This is a genomic window from Dyella jejuensis (assembly GCF_044904675.1).
Lineage (GTDB): Bacteria > Pseudomonadota > Gammaproteobacteria > Xanthomonadales > Rhodanobacteraceae > Dyella_B > Dyella_B jejuensis.
In genome coordinates this window covers 1-21,056 of the sequence record NZ_JADIKJ010000006.1, presented here as the reverse complement: position 1 = coordinate 21,056, position 21,056 = coordinate 1, and the positions used below count along the sequence as shown (strand labels likewise).

The 21,056-nt window shown below is 60.1% G+C and carries 15 protein-coding genes; 11 read left to right on the top strand and 4 right to left on the bottom strand.

The window, feature by feature from the left end:
- Window positions 1-192: 192 nt before the first annotated feature.
- The 4 genes from ISP15_RS06745 to ISP15_RS06730 form a co-directional block, all read right to left on the bottom strand.
- Window positions 193-1,410, bottom strand: coding sequence for an AGE family epimerase/isomerase (locus ISP15_RS06745; RefSeq protein WP_404546386.1), 1,218 nt, complete (start codon window positions 1,408-1,410; stop codon window positions 193-195).
- A complete protein-coding gene (locus ISP15_RS06740; RefSeq protein ID WP_404546384.1) occupies window positions 1,407-2,384 on the bottom strand; it encodes a carbohydrate kinase family protein in 978 nt (325 codons plus the stop codon). Before ISP15_RS06740 ends, ISP15_RS06745 begins: the two co-directional genes overlap by 4 nt.
- A 112-nt stretch (window positions 2,385-2,496) precedes the next feature.
- Window positions 2,497-3,819 carry an L-fucose:H+ symporter permease gene (fucP, locus tag ISP15_RS06735; protein WP_404546382.1) on the bottom strand — a complete coding sequence of 441 codons (1,323 nt, stop codon included), beginning with the start codon at window positions 3,817-3,819 and terminating at the stop codon, window positions 2,497-2,499.
- Between the two features lie 20 nt (window positions 3,820-3,839).
- The gene (locus ISP15_RS06730; RefSeq protein WP_404546380.1) at window positions 3,840-4,889 is read right to left on the bottom strand and encodes a LacI family DNA-binding transcriptional regulator; all 1,050 of its coding nucleotides are present in this window, start codon (window positions 4,887-4,889) and stop codon (window positions 3,840-3,842) included.
- A gap of 146 nt (window positions 4,890-5,035) precedes the next feature.
- Between ISP15_RS06730 and ISP15_RS06725 the strand changes: the two genes are divergently transcribed.
- From ISP15_RS06725 to ISP15_RS06675, 11 genes are all read left to right on the top strand, one after another.
- Complete coding sequence (locus ISP15_RS06725; RefSeq protein ID WP_404546377.1) at window positions 5,036-7,366, top strand: GH92 family glycosyl hydrolase; 2,331 nt, start codon at window positions 5,036-5,038, stop codon at window positions 7,364-7,366.
- 314 nt (window positions 7,367-7,680) lie between these two features.
- Window positions 7,681-9,450, top strand: coding sequence for a sensor histidine kinase (locus tag ISP15_RS06720; RefSeq protein ID WP_404546375.1), 1,770 nt, complete (start codon window positions 7,681-7,683; stop codon window positions 9,448-9,450).
- Window positions 9,447-9,893 carry a response regulator gene (locus ISP15_RS06715; RefSeq protein ID WP_404546373.1) on the top strand — a complete coding sequence of 149 codons (447 nt, stop codon included), beginning with the start codon at window positions 9,447-9,449 and terminating at the stop codon, window positions 9,891-9,893. Before ISP15_RS06720 ends, ISP15_RS06715 begins: the two co-directional genes overlap by 4 nt.
- 86 nt (window positions 9,894-9,979) lie before the next feature.
- Window positions 9,980-11,551: a response regulator gene (locus ISP15_RS06710; RefSeq protein ID WP_404546565.1), complete on the top strand. Its 1,572-nt coding sequence runs from the start codon at window positions 9,980-9,982 to the stop codon at window positions 11,549-11,551.
- A 318-nt stretch (window positions 11,552-11,869) separates the two neighbouring features.
- Window positions 11,870-12,235, top strand: a complete 366-nt coding sequence (locus ISP15_RS06705) for a DUF6984 family protein (RefSeq protein WP_404546372.1) — start codon at window positions 11,870-11,872, stop codon at window positions 12,233-12,235.
- 3 nt (window positions 12,236-12,238) lie between these two features.
- Window positions 12,239-12,466 carry a helix-turn-helix domain-containing protein gene (locus ISP15_RS06700; RefSeq protein WP_404546370.1) on the top strand — a complete coding sequence of 76 codons (228 nt, stop codon included), beginning with the start codon at window positions 12,239-12,241 and terminating at the stop codon, window positions 12,464-12,466.
- A 94-nt stretch (window positions 12,467-12,560) separates the two neighbouring features.
- Window positions 12,561-13,148, top strand: a complete 588-nt coding sequence (locus tag ISP15_RS06695; RefSeq protein WP_404546368.1) for an IS30 family transposase — start codon at window positions 12,561-12,563, stop codon at window positions 13,146-13,148.
- Between the two features lie 648 nt (window positions 13,149-13,796).
- Window positions 13,797-13,910: an RHS repeat domain-containing protein gene (locus ISP15_RS18620; RefSeq protein ID WP_449757815.1), complete on the top strand. Its 114-nt coding sequence runs from the start codon at window positions 13,797-13,799 to the stop codon at window positions 13,908-13,910.
- Window positions 13,911-14,088: 178 nt separating this feature from the next.
- Window positions 14,089-14,415 carry a hypothetical protein gene (locus ISP15_RS06685; protein WP_404546366.1) on the top strand — a complete coding sequence of 109 codons (327 nt, stop codon included), beginning with the start codon at window positions 14,089-14,091 and terminating at the stop codon, window positions 14,413-14,415.
- Between the two features lie 92 nt (window positions 14,416-14,507).
- Window positions 14,508-20,207, top strand: a complete 5,700-nt coding sequence (locus ISP15_RS06680) for an RHS repeat-associated core domain-containing protein (RefSeq protein ID WP_404546364.1) — start codon at window positions 14,508-14,510, stop codon at window positions 20,205-20,207.
- Window positions 20,204-20,752 (top strand): hypothetical protein, encoded by a 549-nt coding sequence (locus ISP15_RS06675; protein ID WP_404546362.1) that lies wholly within the window; start codon window positions 20,204-20,206, stop codon window positions 20,750-20,752. The genes ISP15_RS06680 and ISP15_RS06675 overlap by 4 nt, the downstream gene beginning before the upstream one ends.
- The last annotated feature ends 304 nt before the right edge of the window (window positions 20,753-21,056 follow it).

The following is a 21,056-nucleotide window of genomic DNA, read 5'->3' as shown; positions in this document are numbered from 1 at the left end:
ATGGATCGATGGCCCGGGAATGAGCCATGGCAGCCAGACGTTGAGCGACAAGCTCGCGCTGGGTGCGGGTCAAAGGCCTGGCTGGATCACCTATGCCGTCGGCCCTGGCGCCACGATCGATGGTGGGCAGCAGCGTACCCACCAAACGCACAAGACCCTTCCACCCCGTTATCCCGTTAACGCCCTTTGCAATCAGGGTGTTCCGCCATCGCGGATCAGCGCCATTACTTCATAGCACGCGCCCATGGTGTGATAGTCCACCTTGCCGGCCGGACTCTTCTCGTCGTCGTATTTCTTGTTGTCCTGGGTAAGGATGCGGTACCAGGCGCCGTACCGGTGGTCGATGAAGTGTTCCCAGGCGTAGGCCCAGAGCTTTTCATACCATTGGTCGTATTTGGCTTGGCCGGTACGTGCGTGCAACAGCGCGGCGGCGGCCAGCGACTCGGCCTGCACCCAGAAATATTTGTCGCCGTCACAGACGCTGCCATCGGGCGCGAAGCCATAGCAGATGCCGCCGTGCACGGGATCCCACGCATGCGCCAAGGCGGTATCGAACAAGTGTTGCGCGGTGGGCGCCAGCCATTTTTCTTCGCGGTTGCGTTCCAGCAGCAGCGATTCGAGGATCAGCAGCAGCTTGGCCCATTCGGTTTGATGGCCGGGCTGGAAACCCCACGGACGGAACAGGTGCTTGGGATTGTCGCGGTTGTAATCCCAGTCCACGCTCCAGTCGGTTTTGTAGTGCTCCCACACCAGGCCGTTGGCGAGTTTGGCCTGGCGTTGCGTCATGGTGTGGGCAAGGGCAAGGGCGCGTTCCAGGTAGCGCGGTTCGTCACTGGCCTGATAGGCGGCCAGCATCGCCTCGCACATATGCATGTTGGCGTTCTGGCCACGGTAGTCGGTGAAGTGCCACTGCGCGTCGGCTTCGTCGCGATACAGGCTGGCCTGCGCGTCCCAGTAGCGGTGTTCCAGCAGCTCCCAGGTTTCGTCCATCCATGCCCTGGCTTCATGGATGCCGGCCTTGACGGCGGTGGCGTAGGCGAGCAGCACGAAGGCCACGCCATAGGCGTGATTCATGCGGTCGTCCGGCTTGCCGTCACGGATCGTCCAGGCATAACCGCCGGTATGGGCGTCGCGGTGCACGTCGCGCAAGTAGCGCAGGCCGTGGCGCGCGGCCTTAAGGTAATCCTCGCGGCCGAATTCGATCGCGGCCATGGCGTAGTTGAAGACGAAGCGCGTGCTGCTCACCAGATGGCGATGGCTGGTGTCGTAGACCGTGCCGTCGTCGCGGAAGTAGTGGAAGAAGCCGCCGGCAGGATCGATGGCGCGCGGATGGTAGAAAGCCATGGTCTGTGCGATGTGTTCGCGCAGGAAATGTTCGGAGCGGAAATCCGGAACGGCTGGCGTGGTCATGCGTGTGTCTCCATGAACTGTGCTGCCTCGTCGGCATTCGGCATCGCGGCGAACGAGCCATGCCGCGTTACGGCTACCGCGCCGCAAGCGCTGGCGTAGCGCAGTGCGGCATGCAGGCGCGGCAGGGTGCCGACCCAGGCATCGAGGTTATCCGCGGTAATGCCCTGGTCGGCGAGCTGTTGCAGCAGGCCGCCGACGAAGGCGTCGCCCGCACCGGTGCTATCGACCATGGGCACGTTGTAGCAGGGCAGCTCGCCGTCGGCATCCGGGTGGTACCAGCGCAGCGGCAGCGCACCATCGGTCACGATCAGCAGGCGCGCATTGCCGGTCCACAGGCGATCGAGCAGCACCTGTTCGCCGTCGTTCGCCAGCCAGTCGAATTCTTCCGCGCTGAGCTTCACCACATCGGCCAGCAGCAAGGCCGGCCATACATGCGCGCGCGGTTCGCTGCCGAGCGGCCACAAGGCAGGGCGCAGGTTCAGGTCGAAGCTCACCAATGCGCCGGCGCGTCGCGCGCGGCGCATGCCTTCCAGCGTGGCGTCGGCCAGATCCGCGTCGGTCATGCTGTTGGAGCAGACGTGGAATACCGCGGTGTCGTCGAATGTTTCCGGGCGGAAGTGTTCGGCGCGGAACAACAGGTCGGCCGAGGGCGGGCGATAAAAGCTGAAGCTGCGTTCGCCGAGCGAATCGAGCGTGACGAACGCCAGCGCCGTATTCGCCTCGCCGGTACGCACGACATCTGCGGTATCCACGCCAGCTTGCTGCAGGCTGTGCAGCAGAAAATCGCCGAAGCGATCGAGCGCCAGCATGCCGGCGAAGCGCGCGTGCCGGCCCAGCTTGGCCACGGCGACGGCGACGTTGGCCGGTGCGCCGCCAGCGAAGGGGATGAAGTGGCGCGCGAAGCCGTAGCCATCGCCGCCTTCGCCGTGCATGTCGATCAAAGCCTCGCCGAAGCAGAGGATGGAACGTTTCATCAATGGACCTCAAGATCGAAACGGATGATTTTTCTTCCAGGCTTGTTGAACCGGTGCCCGGCTGCGCGCATGCCCGTCGCCCGGTCTACGCCCGCGGGCAACGGGTTTGCCGTCACGTGGCCTGGACCGGTGCACTGCGGATTTTCGAGCCGCTCAGCCCGTAGAAAACGATGTACGCATAGCACAGCATCGGCAAGAAGAACGCATGCTGCACACCGATGTTGTCCGCCACCAGGCCTTGCAGATAAGGCATCAGCGCACCGCCCACGATCGCCATGATCAGCAGGCTGGACGCCTTGCCGGTAAGCGGGCCCATGCGCTCGATGCCGAGCGAGAAGATGGTCGGGAACATGATCGAGTTGAACAGGCCGATCGCCACGATGCTGTACATGGCGACCGCGCCGCTGGTCGACACAGTGGTGAGCAGCAACAGGATATTGATCGCGGCGAATAGTGCCAGTAACTTGCGCGGCGAGAATTTTGCCAGCAGCGCCGAGCCCAGGAACCGGCCCACCATCGCGCCGCCCCAGTACAACGCCACATAGTGCGCGGCCTGTTGTTCGCTCATGTGGCCGATGTCCGGCTGCGACAGATAGTTGACCATGAAGCTGCCGATCGACACTTCCGCGCCGACGTAGAAAAAGATGCCCAGAATCCCGAACAGCACGTGCTTGTAGCGCAAGGCATCCAGCAAGGTGTGCCGGCTGCTGTCGGCCTGCTCCGTGCTTTCCTCCAGCGAGGGCAGGCGGAAGATCCATACGAATACCGCCAATAGCACCAGCACCACGGCCAGGCCGATGTACGGCGTTTGCACGGCCTGCGCTTCCTGCGTGCGATAAAGAGCCAAACCGCTGGCCGACAGCGTGGAAATTTCATCGCTGCTCTTCACCTTGGTCGACAGGATCAACAAGCTGCCGAACCACGGAGCGAGAAAGGTGCCGAACGAGTTCAGCGCCTGCGCCAGGGTCAGGCGGCTGGAACTGGTTTTTTCCGGCCCGAGCAGCGCCACGTAGGGATTGGCCGCCACCTGCAACACGGTAATGCCGGTCGCCAGCACGAACAGTGCGCCCAGGAACGCGATGTACAGCCGCAAGCCGGCCGCCGGCCAGAAGCCCAATGCGCCGATGCCGGCGATGATCAATCCGGCCACGATGCTTTTCTTGTAGCCCAGGTGCGCCACCACACGCCCGGCCGGTAGCGACATCAGGAAATACGTGCCGAAGAATGTGAGCTGCACCAGCATCGCCTGCGCGTAGTTAAGCTCGAACACCGCCTTCAGATGCGGGATCAGGATGTCGTTCAGCGCAGTGAGGAAACCCCACATGAAAAAGACCGCCGTGATGACGGTCAGCGCAAGCGGGTAATACGTGTAGCGACTGCTGTGCGGGGCCGTCGAGGAGGCAGAGGCCGGCGGCGTAGGAGCGGTAAAAGCCATGATGTGGGATGTCCTTATGATCAGGCGTGAGGCGGACAGCTGCTGGCGCGGACCAGCAATTGCACCGGAACGATGGTTTGGCGGGGTGGCGCGGACGGTTCCTGCAAGCGCTGCAGGATCAGCTCCGCGGCTTGCCGGCCGCGCGCGCGCGGGGTTACGGCCAGGGTGGTAAGCGGCGGGGCGCTGACCGCCGCCTCGGCGATATCGTCGAAACCGGTGAGGGCAAAATCGCGGCCCGGCTGCAGGCCGCGCTGGTGCAGCCCCAGCATCAGGCCAAGTGCCACCGCATCGTTGTAGCAGGCCGCCGCCGTTGGCGCTTCGCGCCCGGCGAACAAGTGCTCGCTTTGCGCTACCGCATCCAGGCGATTGGGCATGCACTCGATCATCCAGTTCGCTTCCACCGATAGGCCTGCCGCCTTCATCGCCTCGTGGTAGCCGGCGCGCCGCTGTTGGCAGGAACTGGAGCCAAGGTGACCGCCGTAGAAGGCGATGCGCCGATGGCCTTGCGCAATCAAGTGTTCGGTGGCGAGGCGTGCGCCGCGCTGGTTGTCGAGGAACAGCCGGTCCCAGTGATCGCATGCGGCGAGGTCACCGCCCACTTCACGGTTGAACAGCAGCAACGGCGTCTGTGATCCCACCGCGGCGAGCACCTGCTGGCCGTCACTGCCTTCGGCCGGTGACAGGATGATGCCGGCTGGCCCATGCTCCATCAGCGAGCCGAGCACCGCCAGTTCGCGTTCGGTCGATTCGCCGGTGCTGCCCAGCAGCGTGACGTAGCCGGTATTGCCCAACACTTCATCCACCCCGGCGGCGAACTCCGCAAAGAACGGGTTGGCCAGGTCATTGAGGACCAACGCAATGCTCGACGAGGTACGCCGGCGCAGGTTGGCCGCCGCCCGGTTGTAGACGTAGCCTTGCCGCCGCAGCTCTTCTTCGACGCGAGCGCGGGTGTGCTTGTTGACCAGCGGGCTGCCCCGCAGCACCAGCGACACGGTGGCCCGGGAGACGTCGCAGCCCGCGGCGATGTCGCTGAGGGTGACCTTGCGGCCGACCGGCGGTGTGTTCCCCATTTATGCCGAATCCTTGCTTTTGGAACGATCCAAATTTACCCGAACCGGCAAATTCATGATCACGCAGTGCAACATGCGAAGATGTTGCGTCGATGTTAGCTTGCGCCATTTAGAACGATCCAAACCACTTCTCCGGACTGTTTACCATGGACCATCGCCTGACTTGTTCCTGCCTGGCCGTACTGTTGATGGCGTCGCTCGGTGGCTTGACCACGGCCCGCGCCGGGCAACACGCGGCGGATGTCGATCCTCGCATAGGTACGGGCGGCGATGGGCATGTTTTCCCCGGCGCGACGGTGCCGTTCGGCATGATCCAGCTGTCGCCGGATACTGCCATGCCCGATTTCAAGCACGCCTACAAATGGGCTGCCGGGTACCAGTACGGCGACCCCACCATCATGGGCTTTTCCCACACGCATTTTTCCGGCTCCGGGCATTCGGACCTGGGCGACGTACTGGTGATGCCGATCGCCGGCGACGTGAAGCTCGATCCGGGCGATGAAAAGATTCCCGGCAGCGGCTACCGCTCGCGCTTCGACCATGCCACCGAAGTGGAGCATCCGGGCTATTACGCGGTCACGCTCAGCGACTACAGCGTGCGCGCCGAACTCACCGCCAGCCGTCGCGTGGGCTGGCATCGCTACACTTTTCCGGTCGGCAAGCCCGCGCACCTGCTGCTCGACCTGCGCCCGAGCATTTACGACTATCCGGGCAAAGTGCTGTGGTCGAACCTGCAGGTACAGGCCGATGGCACGGTCACCGGTTGCCGCACCACGCGCGGCTGGGCGCCCGGACGCGAGCTGTGCTTTGCGATGCGCTTCAATCAGCCGTTGCGTTCGCGCGAGCTGTACAACCGCGAAACCGACGTGGCCTACAAGGGTTTCAAGGGACCGGGCAACCAGCCGGAGGATGCCAACGCGCAGAACGGCCGCGCGCTGGTCGGCGTGTTCGATTTCGGCGCATTGACGCAGCCGTTGCTGGTGAAGGTGGCGATCTCGCCGGTGAGCCAAGCCAATGCCGTCGCCAATCTGGACCAGGACGGGGAGGGCTGGAATTTCGATGCGCAGCGCAGTGCTGCCGCCGCGGCCTGGAACAGGGCGCTGTCGCCGATCGACGTCGAAGGCTCGCAAACCCTGCGCACGCAGTTCTACACCGCGCTGTACCACGCGATGATCGCGCCGAACCTGAGCATGGACGTCAACGGCGAATATCGCGGGCCGGATCATCAGGTGCACAAGGCGGAAGGCTTCGATTTCTATTCCAGTTGGTCGATGTGGGACGTCTATCGCGCCCAGCAGCCGCTGTTGATCCTGCTGCACCCCAATCACGTCACCGCGTTCGTGCGTTCGATGATTGCCGCGCAGCAGGCCAGCCCGTTCGGCATGCTGCCGGTATGGGCCTACCAGGGCCTGGAAACCTGGTGCATGACCGGCTACCACGCGGTGGCGATCATCGCCGATGCGTATATCAAGGGCATTCGCGGTTTCGACGCCGACGCGGCGATGAAAGCGATGGTCTCCACCGCCACCTACGGCGATTACGGCGACCTGGCCGATTACATGAAGCTCGGCTACGTGCCGATCGACAAGGAAGTGGAAGGCGGCTCCAAGACCCAGGAATACGCCTACGACGACTGGGCCATCGCGCAGATGGCCAAGGCGCTGGGCAAGCACGACATCTATGCCACGTTCGAAAAGCGCGCCAGCAATTGGCGCAACGTATGGGATCCGAATACCGGCTTCATGCGCGCACGGCTGAGCACCGGCCAGTTCCGCGTGCCTTTCGATCCGGCCAGTGCCGGCTACGGCGATGACTACACCGAAGCCAACGCCTGGCAATACTCCTGGTACGTGCCGCAGGACGTGGCCGGGCTGATTACCGCGATGGGCGGCGACCAGGCCTTCACGCACAAGCTCGACGCATTGTTCGACGCCAAGGTCGATCCGGCCATCTTCAAGAATGTGGAAGACATCACCGGCCTGATCGGCTGGTACGCGCACGGCAACGAGCCCAGCCATCACATCGCGTACCTGTATGACTATGCCGGCGAACCGTGGAAAACCCAGCAGCGGCTCAAGCAGATCATGGATAACGAATACGGCCCGGGCCCGGCCGGCCTGATCGGCAACGACGATCTGGGGCAAATGTCCGCCTGGTACATCTTTACCGCGCTGGGCTTCTATCCAGTCACCCCGGCCAGCGACGAATACGCCATAGGCCGGCCATTCGTGCCGCGTGCGGCGATCCACCTTGGCAATGGGCACACCTTCACCATCACCGCGTCACCGCTGGATGGTGCGCACCCTTATGTCGGCGCGGTCACTCTCAACGGCAAGCCGCTGGAGCGCGTATACCTCAAGCACGCCGACATTCTCGCCGGCGGCGAATTGCACTTCACCATGCAGGCGCAGCCGAACAAGCACTGGGGCACGGCCATCTCGGCGCGGCCGGCGGCGATGAGCGCCTACTCGCGCTGACCTTGCCAGGACGACAAGCCTGCGCCTGCCTGGATTGCAGGCGTGGGATGCGCCGGGCGATGCAAGCCTGCATCCAGGGCCGGCGTGCCGCGCCGGCCAGTTCGCCGGCGCCCGGAAAGGAAAGGAGCACGTCACTATAAGAATTTTCCGCCCGCTACTTGCAGCCAGCCCCCGCTACAGGGGGCGAAAGAGATCACTTGCGTGCCGCACTAGTCAGTGGCTGCAAACATGCGCAGAATGCATGCATCATGCCGTAAGCGCATACCGATCAAGGGCGGTCGATGATCCGAAGGGGGATGCGACATGTAGCAGCCATGCGCTGGCGTACTGGTGGTCTGCTGCTTGCTGTTGTCGTTATCGTGGCGCTGCCGTGCATGATCACGCGCGGCGGGTCGCGGCGTTCCCTCGCTGCCGGCGAACGAGTGACGCGCTCGGCCGAAGTGCAGGCGCTGGTCTACCGCATTGCCGACCAGACCCATGACAGCGAATCGGCGATCCAGCATTTGCTGGCGGACGATCCCTACGGCCACGCCGAGGCCGTGGCGCAAAGCGCCGAAAAGACGGTGCCCGGATTGCTGGACGAATTGCGCCACGCAGCGGCCGACAACCCGCCGCTGGAAGAAATGGTGGAGCAGTTGAGTGCGGTGGAGAACGGTCGCCTGGCGTTGCTGAACCAGGCCGTGCAACGCTACTTGCAGCATGACCAGGCGGGCGCCGAGCAGGCCCTGCGCGATGCCGGCAGCCTGTTCCGCGTGGACGAGATCGCCAACAAGATCGCCGCCAGCGCCCAGCAAACGCTGCTGGCGCGCCGCGAAGACGCCACCAGGCAGTCGGACGATAGCCGCCTGGTGCTGACGCTTACCGCCGCCGCGCAATTGCTGATGCTGATGATCGTGGTGATCGTGTCCGAGCGGCAGATCGGCCGCCGCCTGCGGGCCGAAATACGCGAGCGCCAGGCGGTGCAGCGTTCGCAGATGATCTTGCAGGCGGTACGCGAACCGATCGCCTTGCTCGACGATCATCTGCGCACCCTGCTGGTGAATACCGCTTTCAGCGAACTGTACGGAGTGCCCGAGGAGAGCCGCGCCGACTACCTGGACGACATCGGCCAGGGCGCATGGGCCGACGAAGTGCTGCAGCAGCGCCTGCAAGATGTACTGCTACGTGACCGCGAGCTGTGGGATTTCGAGTTGACCCAGCGCACCGTCGACGGCGCGGAGCGCCACGTCGTGATCAACGCGCGCCGCCTGCAGCAACCGGATAGCGAAGATCCCGCGCTGCTGCTGACCGTCAGCGACGTGACCGCGCGGGCCATGGTCGAACAGCAGGTGAAGGAGCTCAATCACCAGCTGGAAGGCAAGGTGGCGCAGATTTCCGACGTCAATCGCGAACTGGAAGCTTTCAGCTACTCCGTCTCGCACGACTTGCGCGCGCCGTTGCGGCACATCACCGCCTTCGCGCAGAAGCTCGAAACCCACCTGGGCGAGCAGATCGATGACACCGCGCGTCACTACCTGGGGGTGATCCGCGATGCGTCGCACCGCATGGCGCAGCTGATCGAAGACCTGTTGGTGTTCTCGCGCCTGGGACGTGGCGCGCTGCGCCTGCAGGCGGTGGACATGCGCGCCTTGGTGCAGGAAGTCTGCATGCTGGCCGAATCGGAAGTGCCCGAGCGCCGCATTATCTGGACCATCGAGCCGCTGCCGATCGTGGTCGGCGACGAAAACATGCTGCGCACGGTATGGCAGAACCTGATCGGCAACGCCGTGAAATACACCGGCCAGCGCGAGGTTGCACATATCGACGTATCCGTGCGGCAAGATGCAGCAGGCGATTACGAATTTACCGTGGCCGACGACGGCGCGGGCTTCGATATGCGTTACCTCGACAAGCTCTTTGGTGTATTCCAGCGGCTGCACAAGGCCAGCGAATTCCCCGGCAACGGTATTGGCCTGGCCAACGTGCGGCGCATCGTGATGCGGCACGGTGGCCACGTGCGGGCGGAAGGGCAGCCGGGACACGGCGCACGCTTTCATTTCACGCTATCGGCCATCGATCCGCCCTCATCCGGCGAACCGACATGACCTACGATCCCCTGCGCACCATCCTGCTGGTCGAAGATAGCCCGTTTGACGCCGAAATGACCATGGACGCGCTGCGCGAAGCCCATCTGGTCAATCCGGTCGTGCATGTCGAGGACGGCGTGGATTGCCTGGACTGGCTGTACGCCCGCGGCCCGTTCGCCAATCGGCCGGCTGACGATCCGGCGGTGGTGCTGCTCGACATCAAGATGCCGCGCATGAACGGGCTGGACGTGCTGCGGCAGATGCGCGGGGACGAACGGTTCCGGCGTACCCCGGTGGTGATCCTGTCGTCCTCGCGCGAGGAAAGCGATCTCGCCCGCAGCTGGGACCTGGGCGTGAACGCCTACGTCATCAAACCCGTCGATGTCGGCCAGTTTTTCCAGGCGGTGCGCACCCTGGGCCAGTTCTGGGCCTTGCTCAACCAGGCGCCGGAGCAGGAATGAGGCGCGACCTCGGCAAGCTGTCCGGCACGCCCCCCGCCGCGGCCGCATTGAAATATGATGACAGGGCTGACTTCGGAACCCTGGGGATGCTGGACAAGGCCAACCAACCGCGATCGCTGCCGCGCATACGTGTCTTGCAAGTGGAAGACAGCCCGCTCGATGCGGAGCTGGTCCTCACCGAGTTGCAAGCCGACGGCATCGACTATGACGTGCGCCTGGTCGATGACGAGCCGGCCTTCGTCCAGACGCTGGAGCAGTTCCGGCCGCATATCGTGCTGTCCGACCTGAGCATGCCTGGCTTTTCCGGGCAGCGCGCGTTGCAGCTGCTGCGCGAGCACAGCATGGACATCCCCTTCATCTACGTCTCGGCCACGCTTGGCGAAGAAGCCGCCATTGCAGCGCTGCGCGAAGGCGCGACCGACTACATCCTCAAGCAGAACCCGGCGCGGCTGGCGAGCGCGGTGCGCCGTGCCATGCGCGAGTCGGAAGAGCAGCGCGCACGGGCGCGCGCCGAAGCCGAATTGATCCGCATCCAGCGTTTCGAGAGCCTGGCCATGCTCGCCGGCGGCCTGAGCCACGATTTGCGCAACCTGCTGCAGCCGCTGCTGCTGGCCGGCGACAGCCTGCAGGATTACCAGCACGATCCGCGCCTGGCCCGGCTTGGCGAATTGGTGCGCGACTGCGGCCGGCGCGGCCTGGAAATGGTGCAATCCATGCTGTCGTTCGCGCGCGGCGCGCACCGCGCCGAACAGGTGAAAGTGCAGGCGCTGATCGATGCGTTGTCGCTGCTGCTGCAGGGGAGCGTGCCACGCGGCATCACGCTGGACATCGAGGTGTCCGATCCGCAGCTCACCTTCGAGGGCAACCACACCGAATTGCAGCAGTGCCTGCTCAACCTGTGCCTCAATGCCATCCAGGCGATGCCCAGCGGCGGCATCCTGCGCGTGGTGACCTCCAAGTCGCTGCTCGACGCCGAGTTCTTCCTCGAGCACGAAGACGCCCAGCCCGGCGAATACGTGCGCCTGTCGGTCACCGATAGCGGCCAGGGCATGACCGACGAGGTGCGCAAGCGGCTGTTTGAGCCGTTCTTCACCACCAAGGAAGGCGGCACCGGCCTTGGCCTGCTTTCCTGCCGCCGCATCGTCTACAGCCATGGCGGCGCGATGCGCATGGATACCATCCTCGGCGAAGGCACTTGCTTCGACCTGTACATCCCATTGGCACGTCCGGCCATCGAAGCGTCTACCCTGGTCGATGGCGACACCAGCCTGCACGGCAATGCCGAACATGTCTTGCTGGTAGTGGAAGAGGCCGGCCAGCTCACGCTGTTGAGCGATACGCTGGATGCCTGGGGCTATGAAGTCCACGGTAGCCAGAGCGGCACCGCCGCACTGCAATGGATCGAAGCCTGCGGCCTGCCTGACCTGGTAGTGATGGATGCGGACATGAGCCTGTTCACCAGCGAGCGCACCCTGGCGGCGCTCACCCAATACGGGTATCACCACGGCGTATTGGTGCTGTGCCGTGCCGACGACCCGCCCAATTCCGAGCTGTTCCAGGTGCCCGGCAGCCGGGTCCGCCGCTTGAACAAGCCGGTCGGCACCAAGGCCCTGCTGCATGCGGTGCGCGAGGCGTTGCGGGGCAGTAAAAAGGATTAGCCCAGGAACCATCAGCCTGGACCAACTGTTCGACGGATGGATTGCGCAGCGATTCTGCCCGAACGATGCTAAAGACGTCGGCTCGACGACCTGGCCGGCGATAACCACTTCTCGGCGGACAGCATCCGCGAAAGTTCCTCCAGCACTGATCAAGGCGCCGTCCATGGTGGGCAATGATGGCCGGTTCAGGCAAAGGTGCCGAAATAGGGAATATTTCAAGGCGAATGGTAGTTGATGACGTGGAATTCAACACGACGTCTATCACCTGCCAAGCGGAAAATTAATACTGGAACCATTTATCCGGTGAAGTAGTGATCTATGCGAGAACTAAAAGCTACAGAGAGAAGCGCTGTTTTAGCAATGGCCAGAGTAGTTGGTGATGCATCCCAAAGAGAGCAGTTGCTACGAGATTTGGAGCATTGCCACGTGGAGTTGATATCACCAGACGGGGGCTGTCTTATATTCCATATAGACGGATACGACCGTCCCCATCCTTGTGGTCAGGACACGTTTCGGGGTGAGGACAAATTTCCTGTAGAAGGGGTCGCCATGGATAAGGACGGGTCCAGGATCATGGTTTATTTATATTCGGATCCCAATAGAAGAGTATTGGAGTTGGAGTTAGTTAAGATCAGCGCTGATTCGACTTTAAATCCTGATTGGTCAACCTTTGAATTGACCTGACTTATGGCGGTCGAGCGCAAACACGAACGCTACCAGATTCAACACCTGCATCGTGGAGGATTTTCCCTGCGGGAGATCGGTGATGAGCTTCAACGGGCTCCCAGTACGATCCGTCGGGAGTTGGGTCGCGATACGCAGGGCGTGGAGCGCTACGACGCGCGCCAGGCGCACCGCCGCACATTCAGAGCGATGTGTGGCCTGTCGTCGAGGCCCGTCTCGCCGAAGGCTTGAGTCCCGAGCAGATCACCGGCGAAGGGCCGGTGGCCATCAGCCATGAACGCATCTATCAACACATCGCAGGGGATCGTCAGCGCGGTGGCACCCTGTGCATCACCTGCGTTGCCGCACGCGGCGGCGACGTGCCCGCTGCGGCACACCACGCCAACGTCAACGTTTCGGTGGGCGACGCATCAGCGAGCGACCGGCCATCGTCCAGACACGCCCGCGCGTGGGTGATTGGGAGGGTGACACCATCGTCGGCAAGAGCACCGCTCGCCTGGTCACGCTGGTCGAGCGCAAGTCGGGGCTGCTGCGCGTGCGTCGCATCGCCAAGGGCGAAGCTGATCCGACCCTGCGCGCAGTTATCCAATCACTTCATCCGTTGGCTGCCCGCGCGCAAACCCTCACGTGGGACAACGGTAGCGAGTTCGCTGAGTATGCCTTGATCGATATCGTGCTCGGGGCAAAGAGCTATTTCGCTGACCCTTACTCGTCATGGCAGCGCGGTTCCAACGAGAACACCAACGGTCTCTTGCGACAGTACTTCCCCAAGGGCTGCGATCTCAGTACCTTCTCTGATGCTTACATCCAGAGCATTGAAGACAAGCTCAACAGCCGACCACGAAAGCGGCTAGGATTTCACACGCCGCAGCAGATCTTCGATAAGTCCTTCAGACGCGCACTTCTAAATTGAATCGGCCCCACTTCTCGGCGGAGAGCGCCTGCTGGACGCGCGGGCTTAGGTTTCCGCAAAGGCGGCGAATCGCAACATCCCGCAGAGAAGGCATGGCCCGGGCGCGGTGGACGCCTTCATCACGGCGCATCGTCATGAAGCAGGGCCTCTTCCAAGGGAAAGGCCTCTCGCCCCGCTGATTTTCATTGCATGGCTTTCTATAAGTAAACGAATCCTTCCTTTACGCCGCTTTTCAATGCGCTGCAATGGTGCCAAGACATTTAGGCAATAACTTCGTGCACGTGTAGGGCAAAGTCTTGAACATAGGGCATGCCGCAAAATACCAAGATCGCTTTGATGCTTTGGGTGAGGAAGCGTGAGGTTCGGTGAGAAAGCGTGATTTTATTTGCGGACAGCATCCGCGAAAGTTCCTCCAGCGCTAATCAAGGCGCTGTCCATGGTGGAACATCGATGATTGTGTTGAAACGAATTCATGGGGGCGCGATAGCTCTGCTGTGTGTGATGTCCGGGGTGGCGTCGGCGCAGCCATTGCAAACGGCTGACCTTCAGGGCACCTCTTCGGGGCAGACCACGCCAGTCACACTTCCTGATGCAACGCCGCCAATAGCCCCACGTGTGGCGGATGCAGGCACTAACGGAGGTGCCACTGTGAGCTACACCTACGACAGCCTCGGCCGCCTGATCCAGGAAACCTATCCGGCTCAGTCCAGCAGTTACACCTACGACGCCGTCGGCAATCGCACACAAGCGCAAACCCGATAGGCGTTAGCGCAGAAGAGGGAACTTCATGAATACCATCATTCCATCACGCTTGTGCGGCTCGCTTGTGTCCATCGCACTTTTAGCAGGGGTTGGTGCGCATGCGCAGGATCTTAAATCGCAGTCCGAGGCCCGTCAGGCATCTGCCCAGACTCTCAACACAGCGCCCTCGCAATTGAGCATGCCGCTGGTCAGCGCGGACGAAGGCCAGCGCTTCCAGCAACAGCGCATTGTCAAAGCCAGCGACGTGCCCGTGCGCAAGATGCTGCAACAAGAAGCTGCATCAACTGCTGAGAAAAAACCTTCGCTGGCCGGCGTCAGCGGCGAAGTCATGAACGCCCCCGACGCAAAGCCGACGCTGGGCCATGCGTTGCCGACCAGCCACACCACGCCGCTGGGATTTCCGCGCGCTGACTTCGCCACCGGCACAACGCCGCAAGCTGCGCAATCGGGCAAGACCGGCGCACCATCGTCCGCGACGGGTTTGAGCAACGCCATCGTCAAGTAAGCCAAGCATCGTCCCCGTTTCACGCGGGCTATCCCGTTACTCGTCGCCCGACACAAGCCGGTGCCTGTGGCGTGGCGCCATCAGGAGCAGTCATGTCTTATAGGATCCATACTTTTCGGCAAGCCATCATCGCTGCGCTGTTGTATGCAATGGGGGTGAGCACCGGGATCTACACGCCACCCGCGCAGGCCGCGGTGCCAGCACTGACTTGTACGCCGCCCCCCGCCGAGCCAGAGATGGCCTCGCTTGCGCGCGCGCTCGAATATAACCTCAGCCTGATCTACGAGTATGTTTACTACAACATCGACTACTCGCCGACCTGGGGCTCCAAGAAAGGTGCGCTAGGCACCTATCTGGATCGGCGCGGCAACGGCATCGACCAGAACACCCTGTTCGTCGAACTGCTACGGCAATCGTGCATCAGTGCCAATTACCGCTATGGCAGCGTAACGATTCCTACCGCGGCCATGGCCAATCTGCTGGGTACGCAAAACACTGTTGCCGCTGTGTCGACGGTGCTTGGTAATGGCGGCTTCTCCGGCAACATCGATGCTCAGAATACGACCATAAACATGGTCTGGACGGAAGCCACAGTCAATGGCACTACCTACGAACTAGACCCATCCTTTAAGTCATACATTGCCTTTACGCCCATCGATCTGGGCAAGGCAATGGGCTATTCGAGGGATAGTTTGCTTTCATCGGTGGCAGGCGGGGCTTCACCTATCCCGGGTATGCCCGCGGGCGTGAACTCCGCGCAGCACTTCGATCGCGGGCAGCTCACGGCACAACTCAACGCCTATTCTGGCAACCTCGCCAACTATTTAAAAACCAACGCACCCTCCGCCTCGACCAAGCAAGTCTATGGTGGACGGGCCATCACCAACGATTACTACGGTTCGACCTTTCCGGCCGCTGGTACGCTTTACGATAGCCTGCCCGGTTCGTTCGAAACGGTTTACACCTTGACCGTTTCTGATAGCGCCGATGGCTCAAACCCCGGCCTGAGCACTAATTTGTACGCCAGCCAGATCGCAGGCAAGCGCCTGACTCTGACTTACAACGCCTCAGCACAACCGGTGCTAGCGCTTGATGGCACAGTACTGGCGACTGGCGCGGCCACCGGCGTGCCGGTGCAAACCGTCAACATGACTGTGCAGCAGCCCTATCCGGCCGGGGCCAATTTCTCCAGCTGGACGGTACATCCCCGGATTAAAACTGGCGGAATGTACGCACTGATGCTGGTGGCTGGTGAACTGGGTCGTGACAGCCTCACTCGCCATCAAAAAGCCGTGCAACGTTATCTCAATGCCGGACAAACTGGTGAGCCCGCCACCGGCGAAGCATTGACGGCTATCGGTACCGCCTATCTCAGCCAGTCCGATCGCGCGGGCCAATTTTCTGGCGACTACTTTGGCTTTGTCGACGTGCGCCATGCAGCCATGGGCATCGCCGGCAAAACCACGTCCGCCTATGTGGACTTCCCAGGTCAGACCAACAGCTTTAGTCCGTTCGACGCCAGCATGCCGATCGACAGCATGAGGGCGGCGGCTATAGGCATCAATATATTTAACAGCACGCTCGAATCCACCGCCGTGGATCAGCTACAGAAAAATCCGGCTGTCTCCACCGTGCGCATGTTTGACTATGCCAACAACGACGGTACCGGATTCATCGAAGCCAATAATGCGAATTGGGCTCAGGTGCAACCGCTTCTGCAAAACTGGGACGACAGCAGCAAGGCTATCATGGCCGGCTATCTGCAGGCCCATCCGGACAACGGACAGATCTTTGTTCCGCAGAATGGCGCGCGCAAGGTCGGTGATTGGACAGGTAGTGGTTATTACCAGCTCGATAGCGCCGGCAATAACTTCAATATGGCCTATCTGATTGCCGGAGGGTATTACGGAGGATATGGCACGCTACCGAGTTTCAATGATCTGTTCTCGGGAGCATATTCGTTCGATGCTACAGGCCAAAACTCTTTGCCGCCGCCGCTCGCCCATGATCCGATTGATATGCGGTCAGGAGGTTATCAATACACTCATCCGGATATTGACGTTGGTAATGGAGACTTTCCCTTCCGCTTGAGCTTCAACCGCTCTTATGACTCCAGCAATGTAAACCAGTCCATCGGTATGGGTGCGGGCTGGCGCAATAATTTCATGACCTCGGCCATGATCGACAGCGACAGTTACCTTGCATTTGGCGATGACAACCCGCTAGCCGCCGTGTCATCCGCTGTTACGGCCTACGTGCTGCAGGGTCTGTCCAATAGCGATAACCCTCTCCTGACCAACACCGTCGTCGCTTCGCTGGCAGCCAGCTGGATGATGGATCAATTGGTCGACAATGCGATCACCTTGAACCTAGACATTGGCACCAAAAAGTTCGTGAAGATTCCCACGGTCAACGGCCCGCTGTATGTCCCGCCGCCAGGCGATGCATCGACGATCACGGTCGACGCCAACACCCAGGCCATCACGCTCACTGACAAGTTCAAAAATGTCTATCAGTTTGACGCGTATGGCAAGCTAGCCCAGTGGCACGATTTGAATGGCAACAACGTTACCCTTACTTACAACGGTAGCGGCGCCGACAAAACGCTGGCTTTGGTGAGTAATAATCACAATGCCAAGCTCAGTTTTACCTACAGCGGCAATAAGCTGACTCAGGTCAGCAACGGCAATGCGTCGGTATCCTTTGCCTACAAAGGCGAGGCATTGATCAGTTCCACCAACCAGGCAGGCAAGACCACCGCCTACACCTACGATCCATTCGGCCTTTTGACATCGATCTTCTATCCTTCGTTTCCGAGCGCCGCTGCCGTTACCAACGTCTACGACGCGCTGGGCCAGATAAAAACCCAGACCGACGCTTCTGGTAACGTTTGGCAATATCTGTTCGCCAACGGTCACCGATCAACCGAAGTCGATCCGTCAGGTAACGATTGGTCGCTTTATTACGACAAGAACGGCAACAACATCGAAGACATCGATCACGTCGGCAACCATACGGTATTCACCTACGATGGGGCGGGCCGAAAAGTGCAGACCACCTATCCTGCGGGTGATAGCGTGGAGGTGGCTTATGATGCTAACAGCAACGTGATCAGCCAGACCACCAATCCTATCCCGGGCGCTGTTGACACCGTGACCGGTCAGCCGGCCACGCCGCTGGTCGAGTCTCGGACTTACGATCCGATCTTCAACAAGCCAGTTACCGTGAAGAATCCGCGCGGCTACGTCACTACCAATACCTACGACACCGCCGGCAATCTCGTCCAGGTTACGCAGCCTGCCGTGGCCAAGCCCGGTGGCGCGACGATGAGCCCGGTTACCAAGACTACCTACAGTTTCGGTCTGCCCACCAGCGTGACTGACGCAGAAGGTCGCGTAACCACCTATGCCTATGACCCGACCACGCTGAACCTTTTGAGCAAAGTGGAAGACGCCGGCGCTGGCCATCTCGGTCTTACCACTCAATACAGTTATGACGCGGTTGGCAACAAGCTCACCGAAACCGACCCGCGTGGCAACACCGTCAATTATCAATACGACGCATTGCGCCACCTCACCCAAGTGACGCAGCCTGCGCCGTTCAGTAAAAGCATCACCCAATACCAATACGACGCCGACGGCCAGAAAATTGCGGAAATGCACGCCACCGGTGACGTTTCCGATCCATCGCGAACCACCACCACGGTGTATGACGCCGGTGGCAAGGTTATCAGTATCGTTCAGCCCGACGGCACAAGTAAAACCGCCACCTACGACAGCGTAGGTCGCATTGCCACGGAAACCAGTTCCAGCGGTCGACAGGTGGCCTATGCTTACGATCCTAATTCGCGCGTGATCAAAGTCACCGACCAAGTGGCCGGCAATCTGGAACCATCCATTTCCCGCAACCTCGGCGCGGTTGTGCGCGAACAGCGCACCTACTACAACACCGGGGGCCTGGCCACGCTTACCGACGGTAGCGGCAATACGCTCACCTACTACTACGACGGCTTCAAGCGCCAAAAGCAAATCATCTATCCGGACAACGGCTACGAACTGCACGGTCTCGATGAGGCCGGTAACGAGTTGGTCACGGTTAATCGCTCCGGTCAGTTAATCTGGTTCAGCTACGATCCGCTCAACCGGATGGACAGCAAGGCGCCGGATAATGAAGCGCAAGTGGGCTTTGGTTACGACTACACCGGTCGCCGCATGGTCGCCAATAGCAGCGCTGGCCTGAATTTTAGCTACGGCTATGACAGCGCCGGCCGCCAGATCAGCGAAGCGCGTTCCGATCTGGGCGCCACCACCTGGACCCTGGATGCCAACGGTAACCGAACGTCGCTGACATGGCCCGGCAAGCCGGCCTACACCACCAGCATGGCCTACGACGCGTTGAACCGTTTGACCGATATCTACGAAGGCGCAACCAGTGCTCGCAAGCAGCTGGTCCATTACGAATACAATGTGCTCTCGCAACGCATCGGCAGCGAGATGACCGGTACGTTCAAGGCGGCCGACACCACCATCGACTGGACCAAGGGCGGGCAGGTTGCGCTGATCGACAATAGCTGGACCGGGGGCAACCTGGACTTTGAATACAGCTACAACACCGACCATCAGCGCACCGGTGTAAGCATCAGCGACTCGAGTTTCATACCCGTGGGCCTGCCCGGCAACACGTCATCCTACGCTAGCAATGCGCTCAATCAATACACCGCCATCAATGGTGCTGGCCTCGCCTACGACACGCGCGGCAACTTGATCAGTGGCAACGGCTGGAACTACAGCTACGACACTGAAAACCACCTTTATCAGGCGACCACGCCCGGCACTACGGCGAACTACGCTTATGACGTAATGGGGCGAAGGGAAAGCAAAACAGTCAATGGCCTGACCACCCATTACGTATCTCTAGGCGACCAAGAGATTGCCGAATACAGCGCCACGGGCATTTTGCAGAAGCGCTTCATCTATGGCGCCGGACTGGATGAGCTGGTGGCGATCGTTGACCCATCCAACAATCATCAGTTTGCACTAAGCGATGCGCTAGGTTCCGTGATCGGGTTGGTGGGCGATGACGGCATCATGAGCGAGAAGAATGCCTACACTGCTTACGGCACGAGTGTCAGTTTGGGTAATGACCAATCACCCTATCTATATACGGGGCGTCGCTACGATCCGGAGACTGGACTGTACTACAACAGGGCGCGAATGTACTCGCCAGTACTTGGTAGGTTTATGCAAGCGGATCCAATCGAAACAGATGGGGGATTGAATTTTTACGCCTATGTCCGAAATGATCCGGTGAATGCGACAGATCCAATGGGGTTAAAAATTTTGGTTAATGGTGATCCTTACTTATATAACCAAGCGATTGATTATTTAAGTGCGGATAGCGGAATGGCAAATTTGATCAAGAGGCTAGAGGATTCGCCAGTAATCTTTGTTATCAACTATAGTAAAGATGGGGAGGACCTATATCAGCCGGCAGCAGGACTAGGGCTCCAAGACTATAGTAATATTTATTGGGATCCGTATAGCGCACTCCGCGTAACCAATGGTGGAAGTCAGACACCTGCGTTAGGTCTGGGTCACGAATTGGCGCATGCGGGCGCAAGCCCAGTGGATCGAATAGTTGGTAACGCCTTCGCATCGGGTTACCAAAATTATGAGGAAAAGCGCGTGATTGATGAGTATGAAACTCCGGCTGCAATAAATTTAGGAGAAGGAATACGGGATAACCACTATAGAGTTCCTTATACCGTATCTTCGCCTACTTCAAAAAAATGAAAAATAAATTTTTAAAAAAAATGGTGGTGACGCTTGTTGTTCTCCTCCTGATGGGCGACGCTATTCCGGCGGATGTTGAAGAGCCGGCCTCTGGTCAACAATTGGAGCTTACGCTAGAACGGTTTGCATCGAACGAAGTATGGCGCGTGGATATTTTGGAAATGAACCCTGGCACGATTACTCGTACTTCGATTACGCCGGAAATGCTTGAAAAGAGTCCGGAATACAGGCTCACCATTAACATGGTGCCAAATACAAAATATTGGCAAGAATTAAGGCTAGTTTTAACGCATCTAACTGTTGCGCCAGTGTACGAAAGTAGAGGGGATATGCGGTGGGGGATCATTTTTTTTGGTCAATATAACTACCGTATTGGAGGATTATATTTTGACGCTTCAGGGCGTCTTGGCGCAGTTAATAATCTCGATGTTTCATTTAAAAATGGGGGTGATGTAGTAACGATGCTGGCGAATAATTTCTTCAGACAAATGAACTCAGTGATGGATTGTAGGTGTCCGGCAACCGAGAATGCTTGGAAATGGTAAGAATTAAGATGGGTATCGCCCATAAAATGGGAATATTAGGCGATGAAAAATCCAGTCGCTTGGTGATGCGTCGACAATCATGGTCGATGCCAACACATAGCCATTACGCTCAATAAAAAATTCAAAATATCTATCAGTTTGATAGGGATGGCGAGCTAGGGATGCTCTGATCCATGCTACGTAGGCGTCACCAGCTCTGTCTGTTCGCAGACCATAGGTTCGTCGGCGCACGCGGGGAGGGTACATGGATGTACCCGGCTTTGAGGAGCGAGGAAGGCAGACTGGCTGTCTGTCGAGACGACGG